We start from the raw sequence: 23637 nt of genomic DNA on the forward strand, positions 1-23637 counted from the left end.
GGTTAATCGGCTAAACGCGCCAGCAATGAATCACCCGATGAGGAGACGGCACTTACGCGCGCCTCTCGACCTTGCGCCTGGTATTCAATGTGTATTTCGACGTCCGGGTCTGGCAGTACACCTTTACCTTGTTGTGGCCATTCCACCAGGCAAATTGCATCATTGGCAAAATAATCGCGGATCCCCATAAATTCCAGCTCCTCCGGGTCCGCAAGTCGATACAAATCGAAGTGATACACCATCAAATTCTCGAGCGAATAGGGTTCAACCAGCGTATAGGTGGGGCTTTTTACATTGCCTTTATGACCTAACGCCTGCAGGAATCCCCGGCTGAAGGTGGTTTTACCCGCGCCCAAATCGCCGTACAAATAAATAACCGTCGCGCCGTCACAGGCCTTGGCTACCCGCAGTCCCAGGTCTAACGTCGCCTGTTCATCCGGTAGCGGAATTACTCGATTCATCATGATAAACGTCAATCACATCAGGGTTAACAATACGCTGTAGCGTGGTAAAGAGATCTGTCGCCAGCATGCCGCGCGTACCAAAACGCGCCGCCAGCACATCCGCAGCCGCACCGTGCGCCACACATCCCGCACACGCAGCATCATACGGGGTAAGCTTCTGTCCGAGCAATGCGCCAATGATACCGGAGAGCACATCGCCCATACCGCCGCTGGCCATTCCTGCATTACCGGCATCGATAATACCTAACGCATTGTGTTCAGAGGCCACAACCGTACCCGCGCCTTTCAGCACCACCACACCTCCGTACCGTTTTACCAGACGTTGTGCAGAAAGTAAGCGATCGTCTTCAATTTCTGTAATGGAACAGCCCAACAGACGCGCAGCCTCACCCGGATGCGGCGTGATCACGCGATTGTGACGTTTATCGGGATTGATTGCCAGCAGGTTAAGCGCATCAGCATCCCAGAGCATCGGTTTACGAAAATTCTCAACTTTTTGCAGCGCTTTTTTGCCCCACTCTTGCTGTCCAAGCCCTGGACCGATGACCACCACATCCGCCCACGCCAGACTTTCATCCACCGTGCGAGGCGTCAACTCGTCGACCATCAACTCCGGGCGGGCAGTCAGAATCGGCGCAATATTTTCACGGCGCGTTAGCACTTTAACCAACCCGGCACCAGCGCGCAGCGCCGCTTCACCGGCCATGCGTATTGCGCCTGCCGTACCGTAGTCACCGCCGATAATCACCAGCCTGCCATGCGACCCTTTATGAGAGGTTGGTTGGCGCGGTGGTAACCAGCCCGCAAGCTGCGAAGCATCAAAGCGCTGAATCGGCGCTTCCTGTTCTGCCAGCCAGGCATCCAGCCCGAGTGAGCTAAAATGTATACGCCCGGTAACATCACGCGCTTTGCCGGTGAACAGACCAGGTTTCAGTGCAATAAAAGTGACGGTATGAGTGGCGTTGATGACTGCACCAGGCGTCGCCCCCGTCTGCGCCAGCAGGCCGGAAGGAATATCGATCGCCACCGCTGGGGCTGTATGGGCATTCGCACGTTCGATTAATTTAACCAGAGGGTCGCGCGGCGCGTGTGTTAAGCCGGTACCTAACAGCGCATCGATAATGACATCAACACCGCCCGGCCAGGTGATATCTATAGAATGAATGACGCCCCCCGCATTCAGCCAGGCGTTACGTGCTTGTTCTGCCTCTTCCGGGAGAGGCTTGTCGCTCTCCTGCGCCAGTAGCGTGACGTGAATACCCGACGCGTTGGCAAGCCTCGCCACGACATAGCCATCGCCGCCGTTATTGCCATGACCGCAGAGCACCAACCAGTGCCGCGCGTCAGGATACGCATTGCGAACAACAAGGAACGCAGCCTCTCCCGCGCGTTGCATCAACTCATACAGCGTCAACCCAAGGCTGTCTGCCGCCTCACGTTCCATCCGTTTGATGTCATCGGCGTGCCAGACGGAGTGTGGTATACTTGCGGGGTTTTTCTTCATTGTATGGTCCGTCATGTCAGAGCCCCTCGATCTCAATCAGTTAGCACAAAAAATTAAGCAGTGGGGGCTGGAACTTGGCTTTCAGCAGGTCGGTATTACCGATACCGACCTTAGCGAAGCCGAGCCCAAACTGCAGGCCTGGCTGGATAAACAATACCACGGCGAAATGGACTGGATGGCCCGTCACGGCATGATGCGCGCCCGCCCCCACGAATTATTACCCGGCACTTTGCGCGTCATCAGCGTACGGATGAACTATCTTCCCGCCAAGGCAGCGTTTGCCAGCACGCTAAAAAATCCCTCTCTGGGTTATGTCAGCCGTTATGCACTGGGCCGTGACTACCATAAGCTACTACGTAACCGTTTAAAAAAACTGGGAGAGTTGATCCAGCAGCATTGCGCTTCGCTGAATTTTAGACCTTTTGTCGATTCTGCGCCCATTCTTGAGCGTCCACTGGCGGAAAAAGCTGGACTCGGCTGGATTGGTAAGCACTCACTAATTCTTAACCGCGAAGCCGGGTCATTTTTCTTCCTCGGCGAACTGCTGATCGATTTACCGCTACCTGTGGATCGACCCATAGAAGAAGGCTGCGGCAAATGCGTAGCCTGTATGACCATTTGCCCCACGGGTGCCATCGTTGAGCCGTACACAGTTGATGCCCGCCGCTGTATTTCCTATCTCACTATCGAGCTGGAAGGCGCTATCCCGGAAGAATTTCGCCCACTGTTGGGTAACCGAATCTATGGCTGCGATGACTGCCAGCTCATTTGTCCCTGGAATCGTTATTCACAGCTAACCGAAGAAGATGACTTTAGTCCACGCAAACAGCTACATGCCCCGGAACTGATTGAACTTTTTAGCTGGAGCGAAGCGTGGTTTTTAAAAGTGACGGAAGGTTCGGCTATTCGCCGCATTGGACACCTGCGCTGGTTGCGAAATATCGCCGTCGCGTTGGGAAATGCCCCCTGGGATGAAGCCGTGATTAATGCTCTGGAAAATCGCAGAGGTGAGCACCCACTTCTCGACGAACACATAGAATGGGCGATTGCGCAGCAGATTAAGAAACGAAATGCATGTGTGATTGAGGTGCAGTTACCGAAGAAACAACGTCTGGTCAGGGTTATTGAAAAGGGTCTGCCGCGTGACGCTTAAGTCATCCACAGCTTGTGTATAAAAATAAAAACACATTGATATTCAAGAGGGAAAAAATCGTCAAGTGATCGCTTTAACAATTTGAAATGATAATTAGTTTATTAATTTCAAATGGTTATAAGGATACTATTCACCAGACGAAGCTTTTTGCATTCCAGGAATATTACCCGACCCTGTGGATAAGTCTGTTTACAAGAGTATGTCAAAGACAAAAGAAAACAGCCCCAACGCGATTATTCGTTGTGGATATGTTTTTTGAGATAAGAATTTGGAGCGGGAAACGAGACTCGAACTCGCGACCCCGACCTTGGCAAGGTCGTGCTCTACCAACTGAGCTATTCCCGCTTGGGTGTGTCTGTGCTGTATAAGCACTTTTCAAATTTTGGAGCGGGAAACGAGACTCGAACTCGCGACCCCGACCTTGGCAAGGTCGTGCTCTACCAACTGAGCTATTCCCGCTTGGGCGTGTCTGTGCTGTATAAGCACCTTTCAAATTTTGGAGCGGGAAACGAGACTCGAACTCGCGACCCCGACCTTGGCAAGGTCGTGCTCTACCAACTGAGCTATTCCCGCAAATCTGTACTGCTTTTGTTGCTGTCGTAATTTGCATTTCTGCATCGTTACGGGAGGCGCATTATACGAGAAATCCGTTTAGCTGCAACCCCCATGAATACGTTTTTTTTGAAAATTCGTTCAAGTGATTACTTTGCAATCAAGATGAACAATTTAGCGTCAAAAAACCGGTGACGCAAGCCACCGGAGAACAAAATCAAAGCTTAATAAAATGTTCGCGATAGTAAGCAAGCTCGGCAACCGATTCACGAATGTCGTCCATCGCCTGATGCGTCCCCTGCTTCGTGAAGCCATCGAGGATTTCCGGCTTCCAGCGACGAACCAGTTCTTTCAGCGTGCTAACGTCCAGATAGCGATAATGGAAATAGGCCTCCAGTTCCGGCATGTATTTAAACAGGAAGCGACGATCCTGACCGATGCTGTTGCCGCAAATAGGTGATTTACCTTCAGGAACCCACTCTTTTAAAAACGCCAGCGTCGCCAGTTCTGCTTCACGATCGCCCATAGTGCTCGCTTTCACGCGCTCCACCAGCCCACTTCCGGTGTGTGTACGCACGTTCCAGTCATCCATCAACGCCAGCTGCTCGTCGGACTGGTGGACGGCAATCGTCGGCCCTTCAGCCAAAATATTCAGGTTGGCATCGGTCACCAGCGTAGCGATCTCAATAATGCGATCGCGCTCGGGATCCAGACCTGTCATCTCCAGATCGATCCAAATCAGGTTGTTTTCATTGCCACTCATGCTATTTTCCACCCTTCAGCGTCACATTCAGTGTGACTATATTCGTCTAAAATTGCGTGTATCATAAATGTTTTGCCCATAATGGGCGACCAGGAGCCAGTCCGATTGAGTAAGAATAAACTCTCCAAAGGCCAACAGCGCCGCGTGAACGCCAATCACCAGCGTCGTCTTAAAACGTCCACGGAGAAGCCAGACTACGACGACAACCTGTTTGGTGAGACCGCTGAAGGCATTGTTATCAGCCGTTTTGGCATGCATGCCGATGTGGAATCTGCCGATGGCGAAGTTCACCGTTGCAACATCCGCCGTACAATTCGTTCGCTGGTTACCGGCGATCGCGTCGTCTGGCGTCCGGGTAAAGCAGCGGCCGAAGGCGTGAACGTGAAAGGGATTGTTGAAGCGGTACACGAACGTACCTCGGTGCTTACGCGCCCAGACTTTTACGACGGCGTAAAACCCATTGCGGCCAACATCGACCAAATCGTCATTGTCTCAGCCATCTTACCCGAGCTGTCACTCAATATTATCGACCGATATCTGGTTGCCTGCGAAACATTGCAGGTTGAGCCCATTATCGTACTCAACAAGATCGATTTGCTCGACGATGAAGGCATGGCCTTCGTGAATGAGCAGATGGATATCTACCGTAATATTGGCTATCGCTTGTTGATGGTATCAAGCCATAAAAAAGACGGGCTGCAGCCACTTGAAGAAGCCTTGACCGATCGTATTAGCATTTTTGCCGGTCAGTCAGGCGTAGGCAAATCTAGCCTGCTCAATAACCTTCTCGGCCTGCAAAAAGAGATCCTGACCAACGATGTCTCCGATAACTCCGGTCTGGGACAACACACCACGACAGCCTCTCGCCTGTACCATTTCCCGCACGGCGGTGACGTCATTGACTCCCCCGGTGTACGTGAGTTTGGGCTGTGGCATCTTGAGCCGGAACAAATCACCCACGGTTTTGTCGAATTCCATGACTATTTAGGTCATTGCAAATATCGCGACTGCAAACATGATACGGACCCAGGCTGCGCTATCCGTGAGGCTGTAGAGAAAGGGGCAATAGCCGAAACTCGGTTTGAGAATTATCACCGTATCCTCGAAAGCATGGCGCAGGTAAAAACGCGTAAAAACTTTTCTGATACTGACAACTGACAACTAAGCTAAGCATCGCTAGAATCGTCCCCTTTTTTCAGGATCCGGCCCGTATGCCGGATCGGGAACAAATTATGGCCTGGAGGCTACCTTGTTAAACTCATTTAAGCTTTCGCTACAATACATTCTGCCGAAATTATGGCTCACTCGCCTGGCGGGTTGGGGTGCGAGCAAGCGAGCAGGATGGCTAACTAAACTGGTTATCGATCTGTTCGTGAAATACTACAAGGTCGATATGAAAGAGGCGCAGAAGCCGGATACCGCCAGCTATCGCACCTTCAATGACTTCTTCGTACGCCCACTGCGCGACGATGCTCGTCCGATTAATACCGACCCGAATGTTCTGGTTATGCCGGCAGACGGCGTGATTAACCAGTTGGGGAACATCGAAGAAGACAAACTGCTACAGGCCAAAGGGCACAGCTACAGCCTTGAAGCGCTGCTGGCGGGCAACTACCAGATGGCGGACAAATTCCGCAACGGAACATTTGTCACGACGTACCTCTCTCCGCGTGATTACCACCGTGTGCATATGCCATGTAACGGTATCCTGCGGGAAATGCTGTACGTACCCGGCGACCTCTTCTCGGTCAACATCCTGACCGCGCAAAACGTACCAAACCTGTTTGCCCGTAACGAACGCGTTATTTGCCTGTTTGATACCGAGTTTGGCCCGATGGTGCAGATTCTGGTCGGCGCAACCATCGTCGGTAGCATCGAAACCGTCTGGGCGGGCACCATTACCCCACCGCGTGAAGGCGTGATCAAACGCTGGACGTGGCCTGAAGGCGAAAGCGAAGGGTCGGTGGCGCTGCTGAAAGGCCAGGAAATGGGCCGCTTTAAGCTTGGTTCAACCGTCATCAACCTGTTTGCACCAGGCAAAGTTAATCTGGTCGAGCAGTTGCAGGATCTTTCGGTCACCAAAATCGGCCAACCGATGGCGATCTCTACCGAGACCTTCGTGATGCCAGAGGCCGAACTGGCCCCACTTGCGAAAGACGAAATCGAAGCAGAACACGACGCCAGCCCGCTGGTTGACGACAAAAAAGACGAAAGTTAAACATAGGAATCGCTGCTGTGCGCCTGATTATCACTTTTCTGATGGCCTGGTGCCTCAGCCAGGGGGCGTACGCTGCGACGGCCCCCGATACCAAACAAATCACCCAGGAACTGGAGCAGGCTAAAGCGGCAAAACCCGCTCAGCCAGAAGCCGTCGAGGCGCTCCAGTCCGCGCTGAATGCCCTTGAAGAGCGTAAAGGCTCTCTCGAGCGTGCCGAACAGTATCAGCAGGTTATTGATAACTTCCCCAAGCTGTCCGCGACGCTACGCGCGCAGCTTAACAACCTGCGCGATGAACCGCGCAGCATCCCAACAGCTCTCTCTACTGACACCTTAAACCAGGAGATCCTCCAGGTTAGCAGTCAATTGCTAGAAAAAAGTCGTCAGGCCCAGCAGGAACAGGATCGCGCCCGAGAGATCGCCGATTCATTAAGCCAGCTCCCCCAACAGCAAACCGATGCCCGCCGTCAGTTAAATGAGATTGAACGACGCCTTGGCACAGCTAATGGCAATACACCGCTCAATCAGTCGATGCAGGCTGAATCAGCCAGACTCAAAGCGCTGGTTGATGAACTGGAACTGGCGCAGCTTTCCGCTAACAACCGTCAGGAACTGGCGCGAATGCGCTCCGAACTGGCAGAAAAACAGAGCCAGCAGCTCGACGCTTATCTGCAGGCATTACGTAATCAGCTTAACAGCCAGCGTCAGCGTGAAGCGGAACGGGCGCTGGAAAGTACCGAACTGCTGGCAGAAAACAGTGCGGGACTGCCGGAGGGCATTGTCGACCAGTTCAAGGTCAACCGGGAACTGTCACAGGCTTTAAACCAGCAGGCACAGCGTATGGACCTGGTGGCTTCTCAACAGCGTCAGGCCACCAGCCAAACGCTACAGGTACGCCAGGCGCTGAACACTCTGCGGGAGCAGTCACAGTGGCTGGGTGCGTCGAATATGCTGGGCGAAGCCCTGCGTGCGCAGGTTTCACGTCTGCCAGAAATGCCCAAGCCCCAGCAACTCGATACCGAAATGGCACAGCTTCGCGTGCACCGTATGCGCTATGAAGATCTCCTCAACAAACAGCCGCAGTTGCGTCAAATCCATCAGGTGGATGGGCAGCCGCTGACCGCAGAGCAGACCCGCATTCTCAATGCGCAACTGCGTACCCAGCGTGAGCTGCTGAACTCCCTGCTACAGGGCGGAGATACGCTGATACTTGAGTTGACCAAGCTGAAAGTGTCCAATAGTCAGTTGGAAGATGCGCTGAAAGAGGTTAACGAGGCCACTCACCGCTATCTATTCTGGACCTCTGATGTCAGCCCGCTCTCACTCTCCTGGCCGGTCGATTTGGTTCAGGATCTGCGTCGTCTAATCTCATTAGATACGTTTAATCAGCTCGGTAAAGCCAGCGTCATGATGCTCACCAGTAAAGCCACGCTGCTACCGCTGTTCGGCTCGCTGGTACTGGTTGGCTTTAGTCTCTATTCGCGTAAGCATTTCACCCGTTTTCTTGAGCGCTCGTCTGCGCGAGTCGGTAAAGTCACCCAGGACCACTTCTGGCTGACAATACGCACGGTGTTCTGGTCAATCCTTGTCGCCTCACCGCTGCCAGTGCTGTGGGCAACGCTGGGTTACGGCCTGCAGGAGGCTTGGCCCTACCCACTGGCCGTCGCCATTGGCGATGGCGTAACCGCCACAGTGCCCATGCTATGGGCGGTGATGATTTGCGCCACCTTTGCGCGCCCGAACGGCCTGTTCATCGCGCATTTTGGCTGGCCACGCAACCGTGTCGCTAAGGCCATGCACTATTATCTGATGAGCATCGGATTGATTGTTCCGCTGATCATGGCGGTGATCATGTTTGATAATCTCAATGATCGGGAATTCTCCGCCTCATTGGGGCGTCTGTGCTTTATGTTGATCTGTGGCGCGCTGGCCATTGTCACCCTGAGTCTGAAACGCGCCGGAATCCCGCTGTATCTCGACAAAGAGGGCAACGGCGACAACATGGTCAACAGCATGCTGTGGAATATGCTGATGGGTGCCCCACTGGTTGCCATTCTTGCAGCCGCAGTCGGTTATTTGGCCACGGCACAAGCACTGCTGACCCGCCTGGAGACGTCCGTAGCTATCTGGTTCTTGTTGCTGGTGGTTTATCACGTCATCCGCCGCTGGATGCTGATCCAGCGGCGGCGTCTGGCCTTTGACCGTGCCAAACACCGGCGCGCAGAAATGCTGGCGCAGCGCGCGCGTGGTGAAGAAGAGCCGCCACATTCCACCAGTCTTGAAGGCACGATTGATGTTGATGAAAGCGAAGTGGATCTGGATGCCATCAGCGCGCAGTCGCTGCGTCTGGTGCGTTCTATCCTAATGCTTATCGCCCTGCTTTCGGTCATCGTGCTGTGGTCAGAAATTCATTCTGCTTTCGGCTTTCTTGAAAATATCTCGTTATGGGATGTGACCTCTACGGTGCAGGGCGTAGAAAGCTTAGAGCCAATTACGCTGGGCGCGGTGTTAATTGCCATCCTGGTGTTTATCATCACCACCCAGTTGGTACGTAACCTACCTGCGTTACTGGAACTGGCACTATTGCAGCACCTGGATTTAACGCCCGGTACTGGCTACGCCATCACCACTATTACCAAGTACCTGCTAATGCTGATTGGTGGCCTGGTAGGCTTCTCGATGATCGGTATTGAGTGGTCGAAACTGCAGTGGCTGGTTGCTGCTCTCGGTGTCGGTCTGGGCTTTGGCTTGCAGGAGATCTTCGCCAACTTTATCTCCGGCCTGATCATCCTGTTTGAAAAACCGATTCGTATTGGCGACACGGTGACCATTCGCGACCTCACCGGTAGCGTGACGAAAATTAATACTCGCGCCACCACCATCAGCGACTGGGACCGTAAAGAGATCATCGTGCCCAACAAAGCCTTTATCACCGAGCAGTTTATCAACTGGTCGCTGTCTGATTCGGTTACCCGTGTGGTATTGACCATCCCAGCACCGTCAGAGGCCAACAGCGAGGAGGTCACACAAATTCTGCTTACCGCTGCGCAACGCTGTTCGCTGGTTATCGATAACCCAGCACCTGAAGTCTTCCTGGTCGACCTGCAGCAGGGAATTCAAATATTTGAACTGCGTATCTATGCCGCAGAGATGGGACACCGCATGCCGCTGCGCCATGAGATCCACCAACTGATTCTGGCAGGCTTCCGTGAGCACGGTATTGATATGCCATTCCCACCGTTCCAGATGCGTCTGGAGAGTCTGGGCGGCAAGCAAACGGGGAGAACCTTAAGCTCTGCGGGCAGAGGCAGCCGCCCGGCGGGAAGTTTGTAAGCTTAATCGTACCGGATAAGGCGCTAATGCGCCTTATCCGGTCTACAGGTTACTCCACCGCCCATTCAGGCTCATTGGCCATACGACGGCTGTAGTTTTGATAAATCGCCATCGCCAGCAACGAGAAGAATATCGGGCCACCGGTCATCCATAGCGCGCTGTTCCAGTCTCCGGCCTCAATCACTGGCTGGATAATGGTGAATACGTTGGCGAACGTCACCACCAGCACCACTACGCCTGTAGCCAGTAACGTTGCGGCTCGAGTTTTAAATATCACAAACGGTCTTTCCAGGCCGACGCGAGATTTAAAGAATGGGAATGCCAGCGCAAGGAACAAATACGGCAGCGTCATCGAGACGTTCGCCATCAACGTCAGTTTGTTATAAAACGCTGAAGCCGTATCACCACCAAACGACACCAGCAGAATAAACAGGCTCACCAGCAGACACTGCATCCACATTGCCGTCGTCGGCATGCCCACGGCATTCAGTTTCGTCATCGGCGCAGGCCACAGCGCTTTTGGCGTCCCTTGAATAATCGCTTTCAGTGGTGAGTAGCTGAGCGTGAAGAACGCACCGGTATAGGCGAGGAACATGGACAGTCCGGTGATGCGCGCAAACCATACGCCCATCGTCATCGCCGCATCAGGAGAAAGATGCAGTGCATTACCCAATGTCATTCCAAGGCTTTTCATCAGGATATAAGTAATATTACCCAGGTTAACCGAGCCATTACTTAATACCTGCTGCCAGTTGGTGCTAACACCCCATAAAAAGATGGCCAGTGAATAGCCCACTGAAATCACAATCGCGGCAAAAACAATTCCTTTCGCAAAGTTCTTTTCGGGCTTTTCTGTTTTATCAACCAGTCCTCCTACAGCTTCAATTCCGCCATAAGCAAAAATAGCAAACACCACAAATGACAACATGGCCAGACCGGACTGATATCCTGGGTTCGGTGAGGAGACAAAATTAATATCCTGCGCAAAGTGTCCACCGGTTAATAACAAAATAGCCACACTCACTAACAACAGAACTAAATTAAGACACATAACGGCAATTCCACCAACCGCCGTAATACGAGCAATCTTATTAATACCCCGTGACGCCACACCAGTAACCAATACCATCCAGCCGACGGCGAGCAACCCGACGACCTGCGTTGGCTCAAGCCCCGCGATACGCCAGGTCTGCGTCATATCCGCGCCGAACATAAAGGTGGAAAATGGTACCCAAACTTTCGCTGCAGTACTTACCATCCAGATAACATAGGAAGAGAACCACATAAAGGTGCCGATAAAGGCATAGCGAGGTCCAACACTATTATTCATCCATGAATAGATACCACCCTCTTCTTTCCGATAGGCAGAACCCATTTCAGCCATCATTAAGGCGAATGGAATAAAGAATAATAATGCAGAAAATACATACCATGGAATAGCGCTGTATCCCATTAAATAGAAAGCCGATGGGCTATTGGCGAATCCAAAAACTGACGTAAATATCATCAGGATGAGACCTGTCAGGCTCATCTTTTTTATTGTTTGGGTCATTAAACTATCCCTTACTCTGGAGAGTGTTTATTAAACACCACTCGCCGGTTAGTACTGCCCCCTTGCGGAGGTCAGCAATAAGAAAATCAACACAGGATTGATACCCGAATGCTAACAAAATTCTAGATTTAAATTGTGGCTATTAGAGGGGAAATGAAAAAAGATGCTACAAAGTGACGACTACGCGCCACTTTGCATTGTAGAAACATGTGTTACGCACGATCGACGGTAAAAGCGATGACATCGGCCAGACTATCGGCCCCCAGCGCCAGCATGACCAGGCGATCAACGCCTAGCGCCACGCCAGAGCAATCTGGCATCCCGACTTTCAGCGCTTCAAGCAAGTTGTTATCGATAGGCTGCTGCGGTAAGCCGCGGGCGGCGCGTTTGCGGTTATCTTGCTCGAATCGTTGCTGTTGCTCGCGTGCATCGGTCAGCTCATGGAAACCATTCGCCAGCTCAATACCTTTGTAGTAGACCTCAAAACGTTCGGCAACGCGGTGATCTTCGGTACTGATTTGTGCCAGTGATGCCTGGCTGGCCGGGAAATGATACACAAATGTCGGTTTATCTTTCCCGATATGCGGCTCAACGCCCATCGCAAACAGCAGTTGCAGCAAGGTATCCCGGTCCTCTTCGGTATCCGCGATATTGCTGAGATCCAGTTTAGCCGCCACTTCACGCAACTGAGTTTTATCCGCGGACAGCGGGTCGATTTCCAGATGACGCTGGAAGGCTTGCTGATAGGAGAGGCTTTCCGCAGGTGAGCAGTCCAGCACTTGCTGGAGCAAATCGTCCACTTCATTCATCAGACGATACATGTCGTAATGGGGACGGTACCACTCGAGCATGGTGAACTCAGGGTTATGATGACGGCCCATTTCTTCGTTACGGAAGCTGCGGCACAGCTGGTATACCGGACCACACCCTGCCACCAGCAGGCGCTTCATATGGTATTCCGGGCTGGTCATTAAATAGAGGTTCATGCCCTGAGAATGGCCAGGGCCAACGAAACGTGTTTCGAACGGGAACAGATGAATATCGGTAACCGTCGCCTGACTCATACAAGGTGTCTCAACCTCAAGCACGCCACGATCGGCAAAAAAGCGGCGGATTTCCGCTATAATTGCTGCACGTTTTAACAGATTGGGGATGGACGCGCTCGGCTGCCAGGTTGCCGTTTCGCTCATGGTTGTTTCTCCGATTTAAGACAAGGGCACGAAGTCTACTCGTAACACGCTAGCGAGACAAATTTCAGGAGGGAATCACAAACACGGGCTGATAGCTAAAAAAAGTAATATTAGGTGGTTTAGTAATTAAATTAATCAAAATCAATGATAATTCACCCCTGTGATACGCTAAAAAAATCGAACACGTCAAATTTCCCACCCCTCCCTGAGACTATACTATTGTACCTATAAAGGAGCAGTGGAAACGCGTTCATAACCCGTTTGACTCAGATGAAGCATCTGATTACGGGCGGGGATGAAATAACAACAATCTGGAGGAATGTCGTGCAAACCTTTCAAGCCGATCTTGCCATTATAGGCGCCGGTGGCGCGGGATTACGTGCTGCAATTGCTGCCGCACAAGCAAATCCCAACGCTAAAATCGCACTGATCTCAAAAGTGTACCCAATGCGCAGCCATACCGTTGCTGCCGAAGGCGGCTCTGCTGCTGTCGCGCAGGATCATGACAGCTTTGACTACCATTTTCACGATACGGTAGCTGGCGGAGACTGGCTGTGTGAGCAGGATGTCGTGGATTATTTTGTCCACCACTGCCCAACTGAAATGACGCAACTGGAACAATGGGGTTGCCCGTGGAGCCGTCGTGAAGACGGTAGCGTCAACGTACGTCGCTTCGGCGGTATGAAAATTGAGCGCACCTGGTTTGCCGCGGATAAGACCGGCTTCCACATGCTGCATACACTGTTCCAAACGTCTTTGCAGTTCCCGCAAATTCAGCGTTTCGACGAACACTTCGTCCTGGACATCTTGGTTGATGACGGTCAGGCTCGCGGCCTGGTCGCTATGAACATGATGGAAGGCACGCTGATGCAAATCCGTGCTAACGCTGTTGTCATGGCAACAGGCGGCGCAGGCCGTGTGTACCGTTACAACACCAACGGCGGCATCGTTACCGGTGACGGTATGGGCATGGCCTTGAGCCACGGCGTTCCGCTGCGTGATATGGAATTCGTTCAGTATCACCCGACTGGTCTGCCCGGCTCCGGTATCCTGATGACCGAAGGCTGCCGTGGTGAAGGTGGTATTCTGGTCAACAAAGATGGCTATCGCTATCTGCAGGACTACGGCATGGGCCCGGAAACTCCGCTGGGCGAGCCGAAGAACAAATACATGGAACTGGGTCCGCGTGACAAAGTTTCTCAGGCGTTCTGGCACGAATGGCGCAAAGGCAACACTATTTCCACTCCGCGTGGCGATGTGGTTTACCTCGACCTGCGTCATCTCGGCGAGAAAAAACTGCTTGAGCGCTTACCGTTCATCTGCGAACTGGCAAAAGCCTACGTGGGTGTCGATCCGGTTAAAGAACCGATCCCGGTACGTCCGACCGCTCACTACACCATGGGCGGTATCGAAACCGATCAGCACTGTGAAACCCGCATTAAGGGTCTGTTCGCCGTCGGCGAATGTTCATCTGTTGGTCTGCATGGCGCTAACCGTCTGGGTTCTAACTCTCTGGCAGAACTGGTGGTCTTCGGCCGCATGGCTGGTGAGAAAGCGATGGAGCGAGCTTCAACTGCAGGAGCAGCAAACGGTGCCGCACTCGACGCGCAGGTTGCTGGCGTTGAAAAACGTCTGAAAGATCTGGTTAACCAGGAAGGCAACGAAAACTGGTCCAAAATCCGCGATGAAATGGGTCTGTCTATGGAAGAAGGTTGCGGTATCTACCGTACGCCGGAACTCATGCAGAAAACCGTTGATAAGCTGGCTGAACTGCAGGAACGCTTCAAGCGCGTACGTATCACCGATACTTCCAGCGTCTTCAACACCGACCTGCTGTACACCATCGAACTTGGCCACGGTCTGAACGTTGCTGAATGTATGGCGCACTCTGCTCTGGCACGTAAAGAATCCCGCGGCGCGCATCAGCGTCTGGATGAAGGCTGCACCGAGCGTGACGACGTCAATTTCCTCAAACACACCCTCGCCTTCCGCGATGCTGACGGCACAACTCGCCTGGAATACAGCGACGTGAAAATCACCACTCTGCCGCCAGCTAAACGTATGTATGGTGGCGAAGCGGAAGCAGCCGATAAGAAGGAGAAGGCGAATGGCTGAGATGAAAAACCTGAAAGTTGAGGTGGTGCGCTATAACCCGGAAACCGATACCGCGCCGCACAGTGCTTTCTATGAAGTTCCTTATGATGAAACAACGTCACTGCTGGATGCGTTGGGCTACATCAAAGATAACCTGGCACCGGATCTGAGCTATCGCTGGTCCTGCCGTATGGCGATCTGCGGCTCCTGCGGCATGATGGTCAATAACGTGCCTAAGTTGGCGTGCAAAACCTTCCTGCGTGAATACACCAACGGCATGAAGGTTGAAGCACTGGGCAACTTCCCGATTGAACGCGATCTGGTCGTCGATATGACGCACTTTATCGAAAGCCTGGAAGCGATCAAGCCGTACATCATTGGTAACCCACGTACTCCGGATCAGGGTCCAAACACCCAGACTCCGGCGCAGATGGCGAAGTATCATCAGTTCTCCGGTTGCATCAACTGTGGTCTGTGCTATGCCGCGTGCCCGCAGTTCGGCTTGAATCCTGAGTTCATTGGTCCGGCTGCAATCACCCTGGCGCATCGTTATAACGAAGATAGCCGCGACCACGGTAAGAAGGAGCGTATGGCGCAGTTGAACAGCCCGAACGGCGTTTGGACCTGTACTTTCGTGGGCTACTGCTCCGAAGTCTGCCCAAAACACGTCGATCCGGCTGCGGCCATTCAGCAGGGTAAAGTAGAAAGTTCAAAAGACTTTCTTATCGCAACCCTGAAACCACGCTAAGGAGTGCACAATGACGACTAAACGCAAACCCTATGTGCGTCCAATGACGTCCACCTGGTGGAAAAAGCTGCCATTTTATCGTTTTTACATGCTGCGCGAAGGCACGGCAGTTCCGGCAGTCTGGTTCAGCATTGAACTGATTATCGGCCTGTTTGCACTCAAGCATGGTGCAGAGTCCTGGATGGGCTTTGTCGCCTTTTTACAAAACCCGGTGGTGGTGATCCTTAACATTATCGCCCTGGCAGCAGCGTTGCTGCATACCAAAACCTGGTTTGAGCTGGCGCCAAAAGCCGCCAACATCATCGTAAAAGACGAAAAAATGGGGCCAGAGCCGATCATCAAAGGTCTCTGGGCAGTTACTGTGGTTGCGACAGTAGTAATACTGTTTGTTGCCCTGTTCTGGTAAGGAGTCCGGAATGATTAATCCAAATCCAAAACGCTCTGACGAACCCGTATTCTGGGGCCTGTTTGGTGCAGGCGGTATGTGGAGCGCAATCATTGCGCCAGTGATGATCCTGCTGGTATGCATTATGCTGCCACTGGGCTTTGTTCCTGACGCCTTCACCTATGAACGCGTACTGGCATTCGCTCAGAGCTTCATCGGACGTGCGTTTCTGTTCCTGATGATCGTTCTGCCGCTGTGGTGCGGTTTACACCGTATGCACCACGCGATGCATGACCTGAAAATCCACGTGCCTGCTGGCAAATGGGTATTCTACGGACTGGCAGCGATCCTGACCGTTGTAACGGCGATTGGTATCCTGACCATCTAACCGCATGCGTTAATTATCAGGCCCGCCAATGGCGGGCCTTTTTATTTGTGCAGCACCCCAGTCAACCAACGGGAAAAATCACGCATCACGGGTGTCTCCGGGCGAGATTGCAAACGCGTTATCCAGTAACTCCCCAGATCAATCTGCGTTAAAAATGGCTGAACGATACGTTCACTACTGAGCAAATGCGTGAACATTCTGACCGGTGCAATTGCCACACCGATCCCCGCCTGCGCGGCTTCCAGCATGGTGACGGACGAGTCAAACACCACCACGTGTTGCATCGGTGACGGAGGCGCTTCTCCGGCAGCCTGCATCCAAAGCGTCCATTCATCACGCCGAAACGATCGTAATAACGGAAATTTCAGGATGTCCGCAGGTGCCTGAATCTGTGAGGCCAATGTCGGCGAACAAAGCGGTGACATCAGCGCGCTACACAAATATTGCGCATCGGTATCGTGCCAAGCTCCGCCACCATAGCGAATGGTATAATCCAGCCCTTCGGCGGCGGGATCCACACGGTTATTGTGAGTGGAAATATGCAAATCAATATGCGGATAACTGCGCTTAAAATCAGCCAACAAAGGAAACAGACAACCAACCGCAAAGGTGCCCACCACACCAATTTTAAGTTTTTCTTGGGTCTGTTTCGTGGCAAAACGATCCAGCATTCCCGCCATGCGATCGAAAGAGTCATTAAGTACAGGTAACAGACTTTCCCCTTCTGTCGTCAGCATTAAGCCACGTGAAACACGAACAAAAAGCTGACAATTGAGCTGCTGCTCCAGCGCTTTTACATGCTGGCTGATAGCAGAATGCGTAACGTTCAACTCAACGGCTGCACGAGTAAAACTGAGATGTCGGGCGGCGGCTTCAAAAGCCCGCAGCGAGTTAAGAGGAATATAGCTACGCGTCATCATATTGCCTGTTAGAAAAACTTATATCTGCTGCTAAATTTAACCGTTTGTCAACACGCTGCAAATCAAACAAACTGAGCGCGTCTGATGGGCCCGGACACCCTTTCGCTTTTTATTACGGAACTGATTTCATGATGAAAAAATCGTTATGCTGCGCGCTGCTGCTGACAGCCACTTTCTCAACGTTTGCCGCCTCAAAAACAGAACAACAAATTGCCGATATCGTTAACCGTACCATCACACCGCTGATGCAAGAGCAGGCTATTCCGGGTATGGCCGTTGCGATTATCTACCAGGGGAAACCTTATTACTTTACCTGGGGTAAAGCCGATATCGCCAATAACCGTCCAGTCACGCAGCAAACGCTGTTTGAACTCGGTTCGGTAAGTAAGACTTTCAACGGCGTGCTGGGCGGCGATGCTATCGCCCGCGGTGAAATCAAGCTCAGCGATCCGGTCACCCAATACTGGCCCGAACTGACAGGCAAGCAGTGGCAGGGTATCAGCTTGTTGCACCTGGCCACTTACACCGCAGGCGGCCTGCCACTTCAGATACCCGACGACGTTACTGATACAGCCGCATTGCTGCGCTTTTATCAAAACTGGCAACCACAATGGGCCCCGGGCGCTAAACGTCTCTATGCTAACTCCAGTATTGGTTTGTTTGGCGCACTGGCGGTGAAACCCTCGGGAATGAGTTATGAAGAGGCGATGACCAAGCGCATCCTGCAGCCATTAAAACTGACACATACCTGGATTACGGTTCCGCAGAGTGAACAAAAAGATTATGCCTGGGGCTATCGCGAAGGTAAGCCCGTACATGTATCTCCGGGTCAACTTGATGCTGAAGCGTATGGTGTGAAATCCAGTGTTATGGATATGACTCGCTGGGTTCAGGTCAATATGGATGCCAGCCATGTTCAGGATAAAACGCTTCGGCAGGGTATCGAACTTGCGCAGTCTCGTTACTGGCGTATTGGCGAGATGTACCAGGGGCTAGGCTGGGAGATGCTGAACTGGCCAGTGAAAGCCGACACGATTATCAACGGCAGCGACAGTAAGATTGCTTTGGCGGCGCTCCCAGCCGTTGAGGTAAACCCACCCGCACCAGCCGTAAAAGCCTCGTGGGTACATAAAACGGGTTCAACTGGCGGCTTCGGTAGCTATGTTGCCTTCATCCCGGAAAAAAATCTTGGCATCGTGATGCTGGCAAATAAAAGTTACCCCAACCCTGCCCGAGTTGACGCCGCCTGGCGCATTCTAGAAAAACTGCAATAACTGCCGCTGAGGCCTGAATCGTCAGGCCTCCTTTCTTACTCTTCTTTTCCTGCTGTCATCTACACTTAACAAAAAACAGCAAGGAAAATCTTATGCGCATTCTGCCCGTCGTTGCTGCAGTCACAGCTGCATTTCTGGTAGTCGCTTGCAGTTCCCCCACTCCACCCAAAGGCGTTACCGTTGTTAATAACTTTGATGCTAAACGCTATCTCGGGACCTGGTACGAAATCGCACGCTTCGATCATCGCTTCGAGCGTGGACTGGATAAGGTCACCGCCACCTACAGCTTACGCGACGACGGCGGTATCAACGTGATCAACAAGGGCTACAACCCAGACAGAAGCATGTGGCAAAAAACGCAGGGTAAAGCGTATTTCACCGGTGAACCCACACGCGCGGCAATGAAGGTGTCGTTCTTCGGCCCGTTCTATGGTGGGTATAACGTGATTGCCCTCGACCGAGAGTATCGCCATGCGCTGGTCTGTGGCCCGGACCGCGACTACCTGTGGATCCTCTCACGGACACCCACTATTTCAGATGAAATGAAACAACAGATGTTGGCTGTCGCGGCCCGGGAAGGGTTTGATGTGAATAAACTGATTTGGGTGAAACAACCTGGCGCTTAGTGAGTGCTAAGCTTCAGACCAATAATACCAGCGACAATCAGGCCCAGGCTCAGCAAACGAGCCGGGTTGGCCGATTCACCGAGCAACAGAATACCGGTAATAGCGGCCCCTACCGCGCCAATGCCGGTCCAGACCGCGTAGGCCGTGCCAACCGGCAGCGTTCGCATCGCCCAGGAAAGCATAGCGATACTGACGATCATGGCCGTAATGGTAATAATGCTCGGCGTCAGGCGGGTAAAACCGTGGGTATATTTCAGGCCAATTGCCCATACAACTTCGAGCAGGCCAGCAACTAACAAAACGATCCAGGACATATCAGGCTCCAGAGAAATAATGGGGCCGTCCCCGGTGAGAGAAGCGTCTGCAGGTCGTCCCGCAACGCTGAAGTATGAAAAGGCATTTTTGCCCGAGAGAAAATGAATTTCAACCTTTTTATCAATTGTCTGCTTAAAGCAAGAATTAAGCACAATTAGCAGCGTAGTTCCCGCATTTGGCTGCCATTGGACTTATCTATGATAAATAGCTTTCTGAAGTCAGGAAGCCGTTTGCCCCACTTCTGAATGCGAAAAGTTTATGCATAAAATTTTAGTGATTGACCGGTGCCACTTTACCCGCACGGGGATCGAGGCCTTGCTTAATCATTCTGGTAGGTTCAATTCTTCGTTTCTGGTATCAGGAATCAATAACCTCTTACTGGCAAAAGAGCATATTTCGCAGTGGAAACCGCATCTGGTGATCGCTGATTTATATGGTTTTCTCAGCGATGTGCACTCCAGCCCACCGATTGCCCCTTTTTTTATGAGCTGTGGCCTGATCCCCCTGATTTTACTGCAATCAGGAGACAGAGAGCCTGTACCCGCCCACAATCCGCACTACTCAGTCCATTCGGTATTATCCAAACGCACCATGCTAACTGAACTGTCTGACAGTATTCAGGACGCGCTACACGTTCGTCCCGCGCTGAAGACAACCCAAAACGCGACACCGTTACTTACGCCGCAGGAAGAGAAAGTACTGTCGATGTGGATGGACGGCGTGAGTAACAACGCAATAGCCTCTGCACTCAGCATTCATGGCAAGACGGTCTACACCTATAAACGTAATATTCGTATCAAGCTGCATTTAGGAAACCGCTTTTCACCGTTTTTGTCACTGCCGGCAAAAATGAATTAACGGTACGACGCAACGTCGTACCGTTCATGATTATTGCTGAGCTTTTGTCGCAGCACCAGAGATGGCACTACCACCTTCAGAAATATCCTGCCCGACTCCTCGTGTCGTATTACACGCGGTTAAAACAGAAGAAAGTACCAACACAGAAAAGATCGCAGCAATTGTCTTCTTAACCATAACGTCTTCCTTTTCTAGCCAATATTGTTTGTGTATAGCTACTTAATGATAGACAAGATCCGGAGGGTTGACGGATAAACGCGCGTTTTTAAGACAATATGAGAGGATCAGCTGGCAGCGTGAGAGATTGAATTACCAAGATGTTTGATGTCTTCACCGAAGCCACGCGCGGTATTACAGCCCGTCAGAAGTGTGCTGGTGAACAGGATAAACATTACAAGACCGAGAAGACGTTTCATCATTCCTGCCCTGGAAAAGTATGGCGCAGCGGCCTGCGCCATAGATCAAATAGGATGTATTACTTAACGCGGGAAACGTATTCGCCTGAACGTGTATCCACTTTGATCACTTCGCCGATCTGTACGAACAGCGGAACTTTAACGACAGCACCGGTGGACAGCGTCGCCGGTTTGCCACCCGTACCTGCGGTGTCACCTTTCAGACCCGGGTCTGTTTCAATGATTTCCAGCTCAACGAAGTTCGGCGGGGTCACGGAGATAGGCTGACCGTTCCACAGGGTTACGATGCACTCGGCCTGATCCAGCAGCCATTTAGCGCTATCGCCTACCGCTTTCTCGTCAGCAGCAAGCTGTTCGAAAGTGGAGTTGTTCATGAAATGCCAGAACTCACCGTCGTTGTACAGGTAAGTCAGGTTCATATCTACAACGTCTGCACCTTCAGCGGAGTCGGTGGATTTGAAGGTTTTTTCTACACGCGTACCGGTCAGCAGACGGCGCAGTTTAACGCGCGCGAAAGCCTGGCCTTTACCCGGCTTAACGAATTCACTGGCTTCAACCGCATAAGGTTCGCCGTCCATCATGATTTTAAGACCGGCACGAAAATCGTTGCTATAGTAAGTCGCCATAAGGCCCTCTGAAATTGTTAACTGGTAGCTAAGCCACAAAATGGCGCATATTGTAACCCTAAACACCCCATCCAGAGAAGATTGGTTAGTGCAACTTGCCGATGTTCTCACCGATCCGGATGAACTATTACGTCTTTTGAATATAGACGCTGATGAAAATTTGCTCGCAGGTCGTGAGGCAAAACGTCTTTTTGCCCTGCGCGTCCCGCGTTCGTTTATCGCGCGTATGGAAAAGGGCAACCCCAACGATCCGCTGCTACGCCAGGTTCTCACCTTGCAGGATGAATTCGTCGCGGTCCCTGGATTCTCGACCGACCCGCTGGAAGAACAGCACAGCGTGGTGCCTGGATTGCTACATAAGTATCGCAACCGGGCGTTACTGCTGGTCAAAGGGGGTTGTGCGGTCAACTGCCGCTACTGCTTCCGTCGCCACTTCCCTTATGCCGAAAACCAGGGGAATAAGCGTAACTGGCAGGCTGCGTTAGATTACATCGCGGCACACCCGGAACTGGATGAGATTATCTTCTCCGGAGGCGATCCGTTGATGGCCAAAGACCACGAGCTGGACTGGTTGCTCACACAACTGGAAACCATCCCGCATATTAAACGCCTGCGCATTCACAGCCGTTTGCCGATTGTCATTCCGGCGCGCATTACCGCTAGTCTGGTCGAACGCTTTGCGCACTCTTCCCTGCAGATTTTGCTGGTGAATCACATTAACCACGCCAACGAAGTCGATAAGACATTTCGTGAGGCGATGGCAAAACTGCGTCAGGCTGGCGTCACACTGCTCAACCAAAGCGTGTTGTTGCGTGGTGTGAATGATAACGCTCAGACGCTGGCGAATCTCAGCAACGCACTATTTGATGCTGGAGTGATGCCCTATTACCTGCACGTGCTGGATAAGGTTCAGGGGGCAGCCCACTTTATGGTCAGCGACGACGAAGCCCGTCAAATCATGCGTGAACTACTGACGCTGGTATCAGGTTATATGGTCCCAAAACTGGCGCGTGAAATTGGTGGAGAACCCAGTAAAACACCACTGGATCTACAATTACGTCAACAATAATCCAGATGAGTGTCCGTTTTCGGACACTCACTGCCAAATGATAATTTTCAATTTATTCAACCATACCCTGACTTTTAATTTATGTTATTTTAACGATAGCTATCTTCTCATGTATTTATAATACTATATAAATCAGTCAAATTTTAACTTTCTGTTGAATATTAGGTTAGGGAGAACCGCCGTGGCTATAAATATTAAGGGCATTAATACTGGTGTTATTCGTCAAAAGAATGAATTTATTGCACTGGCATTAAAGATCAAAGAACCCAGAAATAAAGAGTCACTGTTTTTTCTGTCGCCGTTAGGGTTACGAGACCTGCTTATCGCGCTGGAGAGCAGGCTGCATGCGAAGCATCAACTAAACGAGGACGCCCGCTTGCAGTATGAAAAAGCGCGCGACAAAGCCAGTCAGAAAATGCATGAAAACATTCCATTAATTCAGGAAAGTGAACTTAAAAATGCAGATATTAATCGTCGGGTAAACTCACTGACATTAGTGAGTGACGAAAGCGAAAACTTAATGCTATCTCTTACGCTGCATAATGGCCAAACTTGTGAGCTATTAATTCATGAACTGCAAATTACGGTTCTGGCACACGCAATTATTCACGCGATAAATAATGCAGGCATGCGTGAATTAGCACTGCGTATCACATCGTTATTAGATTTCCTGCCTTTGTACGATATTGATTGCCGGGATAGCGACAATATTGAATACGATTCCTATGCGCAACCTGAATGGAAGCATAATCTATTTAACCATTATCTGGCTGTCATCTACCGCTATAAGGATGAAGCAGGGAGCATTCAGTTCTGCGGTTCGGTGGTGAAAACTCGCGCACCTTCGGGTAGCAAAGAGGCGGAGGCGATTTCTCGTCGGCTTCTCGACTTCAGCCCAAGGCTGAAAAAATTAGCAGATGTGCCGTGTCAGGTATTCGTCAGAACGCTGACGGGTGAAAAAACGCAAAAACTCACCCAGGAGCAGTGCCTGCGCGCGCTACATCATTTACGCATTCAGTCTGCCAGTAAAGCGCAAAATGCCTGATGGCGTTGCACTTATCAGGCCTACGAACCCTCGAATTTATGTAGGTACACTCCATTACGCAAAATCATTCAATCTGCATCGCTGCGGCAAGTGAAGAAATCCCCAGGAGCATAGATAACTATGTGACTGGGGCTTCACAGCGCAG

The 23637-nt window shown here is 51.6% G+C and carries 23 protein-coding genes and 3 tRNA genes; 13 read left to right on the forward strand and 13 right to left on the reverse strand.

Annotated elements, in window-relative coordinates; all coding sequences use genetic code 11:
• Positions 1 to 2: 2 nt before the first annotated feature.
• Positions 3 to 464: a tRNA (adenosine(37)-N6)-threonylcarbamoyltransferase complex ATPase subunit type 1 TsaE gene (gene tsaE / locus E4Z61_RS14710; protein ID WP_135323422.1), complete on the reverse strand. Its 462-nt coding sequence runs from the start codon at positions 462 to 464 to the stop codon at positions 3 to 5.
• The gene (nnr, locus tag E4Z61_RS14715; RefSeq protein WP_135323423.1) at positions 433 to 1983 is read right to left on the reverse strand and encodes a bifunctional ADP-dependent NAD(P)H-hydrate dehydratase/NAD(P)H-hydrate epimerase; all 1551 of its coding nucleotides are present in this window, start codon (positions 1981 to 1983) and stop codon (positions 433 to 435) included. The genes tsaE and nnr overlap by 32 nt, the downstream gene beginning before the upstream one ends.
• On the opposite strand from nnr, the gene queG reads away from it, so the two are divergent.
• Positions 1982 to 3121, forward strand: coding sequence for a tRNA epoxyqueuosine(34) reductase QueG (gene queG, locus E4Z61_RS14720; protein WP_135323424.1), 1140 nt, complete (start codon positions 1982 to 1984; stop codon positions 3119 to 3121). The genes nnr and queG overlap by 2 nt on opposite strands.
• 269 nt (positions 3122 to 3390) lie before the next feature.
• On the opposite strand, the gene E4Z61_RS14725 is transcribed toward queG, so the two are convergent.
• From E4Z61_RS14725 to orn, 4 genes are all read right to left on the reverse strand, one after another.
• A tRNA-Gly gene (locus E4Z61_RS14725) sits at positions 3391 to 3466 on the reverse strand.
• A 38-nt stretch (positions 3467 to 3504) separates the two neighbouring features.
• Positions 3505 to 3580: transfer RNA gene (locus tag E4Z61_RS14730), tRNA-Gly, on the reverse strand.
• Positions 3581 to 3618: 38 nt separating this feature from the next.
• Positions 3619 to 3694: transfer RNA gene (locus E4Z61_RS14735), tRNA-Gly, on the reverse strand.
• Positions 3695 to 3890: 196 nt separating this feature from the next.
• On the reverse strand, positions 3891 to 4436 hold the full coding sequence (orn, locus tag E4Z61_RS14740; RefSeq protein ID WP_135323425.1) for an oligoribonuclease: 546 nt from the start codon (positions 4434 to 4436) through the stop codon (positions 3891 to 3893).
• Positions 4437 to 4541: 105 nt separating this feature from the next.
• On the opposite strand from orn, the gene rsgA reads away from it, so the two are divergent.
• The 3 genes from rsgA (at position 4542) to mscM (ending at position 9986) form a co-directional block, all read left to right on the forward strand.
• Positions 4542 to 5594, forward strand: coding sequence for a small ribosomal subunit biogenesis GTPase RsgA (rsgA, locus tag E4Z61_RS14745; protein WP_205746868.1), 1053 nt, complete (start codon positions 4542 to 4544; stop codon positions 5592 to 5594).
• A gap of 91 nt (positions 5595 to 5685) precedes the next feature.
• Positions 5686 to 6654 carry an archaetidylserine decarboxylase gene (gene asd, locus E4Z61_RS14750; RefSeq protein WP_135323427.1) on the forward strand — a complete coding sequence of 323 codons (969 nt, stop codon included), beginning with the start codon at positions 5686 to 5688 and terminating at the stop codon, positions 6652 to 6654.
• Positions 6655 to 6671: 17 nt separating this feature from the next.
• The gene (gene mscM, locus E4Z61_RS14755; RefSeq protein WP_135323428.1) at positions 6672 to 9986 is read left to right on the forward strand and encodes a miniconductance mechanosensitive channel MscM; all 3315 of its coding nucleotides are present in this window, start codon (positions 6672 to 6674) and stop codon (positions 9984 to 9986) included.
• A 49-nt stretch (positions 9987 to 10035) separates the two neighbouring features.
• On the opposite strand, the gene yjeM is transcribed toward mscM, so the two are convergent.
• Together yjeM and epmA are read right to left on the reverse strand one after the other, a co-directional pair.
• Positions 10036 to 11538: a glutamate/gamma-aminobutyrate family transporter YjeM gene (yjeM, locus tag E4Z61_RS14760; protein WP_135323429.1), complete on the reverse strand. Its 1503-nt coding sequence runs from the start codon at positions 11536 to 11538 to the stop codon at positions 10036 to 10038.
• A gap of 212 nt (positions 11539 to 11750) precedes the next feature.
• Positions 11751 to 12728, reverse strand: a complete 978-nt coding sequence (epmA, locus tag E4Z61_RS14765) for an elongation factor P--(R)-beta-lysine ligase (protein ID WP_135323430.1) — start codon at positions 12726 to 12728, stop codon at positions 11751 to 11753.
• Between the two features lie 324 nt (positions 12729 to 13052).
• On the opposite strand from epmA, the gene frdA reads away from it, so the two are divergent.
• The 4 genes from frdA to frdD are packed head-to-tail and all read left to right on the forward strand — an operon-like array spanning position 13053 to position 16343.
• On the forward strand, positions 13053 to 14843 hold the full coding sequence (frdA, locus tag E4Z61_RS14770; RefSeq protein WP_135323431.1) for a fumarate reductase (quinol) flavoprotein subunit: 1791 nt from the start codon (positions 13053 to 13055) through the stop codon (positions 14841 to 14843).
• On the forward strand, positions 14836 to 15570 hold the full coding sequence (gene frdB, locus E4Z61_RS14775) for a fumarate reductase iron-sulfur protein (protein WP_135323432.1): 735 nt from the start codon (positions 14836 to 14838) through the stop codon (positions 15568 to 15570). The genes frdA and frdB overlap by 8 nt, the downstream gene beginning before the upstream one ends.
• 10 nt (positions 15571 to 15580) lie before the next feature.
• On the forward strand, positions 15581 to 15976 hold the full coding sequence (gene frdC / locus E4Z61_RS14780; protein WP_016151401.1) for a fumarate reductase subunit FrdC: 396 nt from the start codon (positions 15581 to 15583) through the stop codon (positions 15974 to 15976).
• Positions 15977 to 15986: 10 nt separating this feature from the next.
• Positions 15987 to 16343 (forward strand): fumarate reductase subunit FrdD, encoded by a 357-nt coding sequence (gene frdD, locus E4Z61_RS14785; RefSeq protein ID WP_135323433.1) that lies wholly within the window; start codon positions 15987 to 15989, stop codon positions 16341 to 16343.
• A gap of 41 nt (positions 16344 to 16384) precedes the next feature.
• Here the strand turns inward: frdD and ampR are convergent, their stop codons facing one another.
• Complete coding sequence (ampR, locus tag E4Z61_RS14790) at positions 16385 to 17260, reverse strand: LysR family transcriptional regulator AmpR (protein WP_135323434.1); 876 nt, start codon at positions 17258 to 17260, stop codon at positions 16385 to 16387.
• A 131-nt stretch (positions 17261 to 17391) separates the two neighbouring features.
• Between ampR and blaCMY the strand changes: the two genes are divergently transcribed.
• Together blaCMY and E4Z61_RS14800 are read left to right on the forward strand one after the other, a co-directional pair.
• Positions 17392 to 18537, forward strand: a complete 1146-nt coding sequence (blaCMY, locus tag E4Z61_RS14795) for a CMY-2 family class C beta-lactamase (RefSeq protein ID WP_135323435.1) — start codon at positions 17392 to 17394, stop codon at positions 18535 to 18537.
• A 92-nt stretch (positions 18538 to 18629) separates the two neighbouring features.
• Positions 18630 to 19163, forward strand: coding sequence for a lipocalin family protein (locus tag E4Z61_RS14800; protein WP_135323436.1), 534 nt, complete (start codon positions 18630 to 18632; stop codon positions 19161 to 19163).
• Here the strand turns inward: E4Z61_RS14800 and sugE are convergent.
• Positions 19160 to 19477, reverse strand: coding sequence for a quaternary ammonium compound efflux SMR transporter SugE (gene sugE, locus E4Z61_RS14805; RefSeq protein WP_135323437.1), 318 nt, complete (start codon positions 19475 to 19477; stop codon positions 19160 to 19162). The genes E4Z61_RS14800 and sugE overlap by 4 nt on opposite strands.
• A 259-nt stretch (positions 19478 to 19736) precedes the next feature.
• On the opposite strand from sugE, the gene E4Z61_RS14810 reads away from it, so the two are divergent.
• Positions 19737 to 20336, forward strand: a complete 600-nt coding sequence (locus E4Z61_RS14810; protein ID WP_135323438.1) for a LuxR C-terminal-related transcriptional regulator — start codon at positions 19737 to 19739, stop codon at positions 20334 to 20336.
• Between the two features lie 30 nt (positions 20337 to 20366).
• Here E4Z61_RS14810 and ecnB read toward each other — a convergent pair whose 3' ends face one another.
• From ecnB to efp, 3 genes are all read right to left on the reverse strand, one after another.
• Positions 20367 to 20513, reverse strand: a complete 147-nt coding sequence (gene ecnB / locus E4Z61_RS14815; RefSeq protein ID WP_003025482.1) for a lipoprotein toxin entericidin B — start codon at positions 20511 to 20513, stop codon at positions 20367 to 20369.
• A gap of 107 nt (positions 20514 to 20620) precedes the next feature.
• Positions 20621 to 20755, reverse strand: a complete 135-nt coding sequence (gene ecnA, locus E4Z61_RS14820) for a lipoprotein antitoxin entericidin A (RefSeq protein ID WP_045438864.1) — start codon at positions 20753 to 20755, stop codon at positions 20621 to 20623.
• Between the two features lie 56 nt (positions 20756 to 20811).
• Positions 20812 to 21378, reverse strand: coding sequence for an elongation factor P (gene efp, locus E4Z61_RS14825; protein WP_135323439.1), 567 nt, complete (start codon positions 21376 to 21378; stop codon positions 20812 to 20814).
• Positions 21379 to 21418: 40 nt separating this feature from the next.
• Here efp and epmB point away from each other — a divergent pair, with 40 nt between their 5' ends.
• Together epmB and yjeJ are read left to right on the forward strand one after the other, a co-directional pair.
• Positions 21419 to 22447: an EF-P beta-lysylation protein EpmB gene (gene epmB, locus E4Z61_RS14830; RefSeq protein ID WP_135323440.1), complete on the forward strand. Its 1029-nt coding sequence runs from the start codon at positions 21419 to 21421 to the stop codon at positions 22445 to 22447.
• Positions 22448 to 22628: 181 nt separating this feature from the next.
• Positions 22629 to 23492, forward strand: coding sequence for a YjeJ family protein (yjeJ, locus tag E4Z61_RS14835; RefSeq protein WP_135323441.1), 864 nt, complete (start codon positions 22629 to 22631; stop codon positions 23490 to 23492).
• Positions 23493 to 23637 lie beyond the last annotated feature (145 nt).

This window comes from Citrobacter tructae (assembly GCF_004684345.1).
GTDB classification, from domain to species: Bacteria; Pseudomonadota; Gammaproteobacteria; order Enterobacterales; family Enterobacteriaceae; genus Citrobacter; species Citrobacter tructae.

Coding starts and splice junctions, on each gene's coding strand:
- nnr (WP_135323423.1), bottom strand. CDS start 1,983: ATGACGGACCATACAATGAAGAAAAACCCCGCAAGTATACCACACTCC.
- efp (WP_135323439.1), bottom strand. CDS start 21,378: ATGGCGACTTACTATAGCAACGATTTTCGTGCCGGTCTTAAAATCATG.
- epmB (WP_135323440.1), top strand. CDS start 21,419: ATGGCGCATATTGTAACCCTAAACACCCCATCCAGAGAAGATTGGTTA.
- ecnB (WP_003025482.1), bottom strand. CDS start 20,513: ATGGTTAAGAAGACAATTGCTGCGATCTTTTCTGTGTTGGTACTTTCT.
- orn (WP_135323425.1), bottom strand. CDS start 4,436: ATGAGTGGCAATGAAAACAACCTGATTTGGATCGATCTGGAGATGACA.
- ampR (WP_135323434.1), bottom strand. CDS start 17,260: ATGACGCGTAGCTATATTCCTCTTAACTCGCTGCGGGCTTTTGAAGCC.
- E4Z61_RS14810 (WP_135323438.1), top strand. CDS start 19,737: ATGCATAAAATTTTAGTGATTGACCGGTGCCACTTTACCCGCACGGGG.
- blaCMY (WP_135323435.1), top strand. CDS start 17,392: ATGATGAAAAAATCGTTATGCTGCGCGCTGCTGCTGACAGCCACTTTC.
- E4Z61_RS14800 (WP_135323436.1), top strand. CDS start 18,630: ATGCGCATTCTGCCCGTCGTTGCTGCAGTCACAGCTGCATTTCTGGTA.
- epmA (WP_135323430.1), bottom strand. CDS start 12,728: ATGAGCGAAACGGCAACCTGGCAGCCGAGCGCGTCCATCCCCAATCTG.
- yjeM (WP_135323429.1), bottom strand. CDS start 11,538: ATGACCCAAACAATAAAAAAGATGAGCCTGACAGGTCTCATCCTGATG.
- sugE (WP_135323437.1), bottom strand. CDS start 19,477: ATGTCCTGGATCGTTTTGTTAGTTGCTGGCCTGCTCGAAGTTGTATGG.
- frdD (WP_135323433.1), top strand. CDS start 15,987: ATGATTAATCCAAATCCAAAACGCTCTGACGAACCCGTATTCTGGGGC.
- frdC (WP_016151401.1), top strand. CDS start 15,581: ATGACGACTAAACGCAAACCCTATGTGCGTCCAATGACGTCCACCTGG.
- tsaE (WP_135323422.1), bottom strand. CDS start 464: ATGATGAATCGAGTAATTCCGCTACCGGATGAACAGGCGACGTTAGAC.
- ecnA (WP_045438864.1), bottom strand. CDS start 20,755: ATGATGAAACGTCTTCTCGGTCTTGTAATGTTTATCCTGTTCACCAGC.
- queG (WP_135323424.1), top strand. CDS start 1,982: ATGTCAGAGCCCCTCGATCTCAATCAGTTAGCACAAAAAATTAAGCAG.
- frdB (WP_135323432.1), top strand. CDS start 14,836: ATGGCTGAGATGAAAAACCTGAAAGTTGAGGTGGTGCGCTATAACCCG.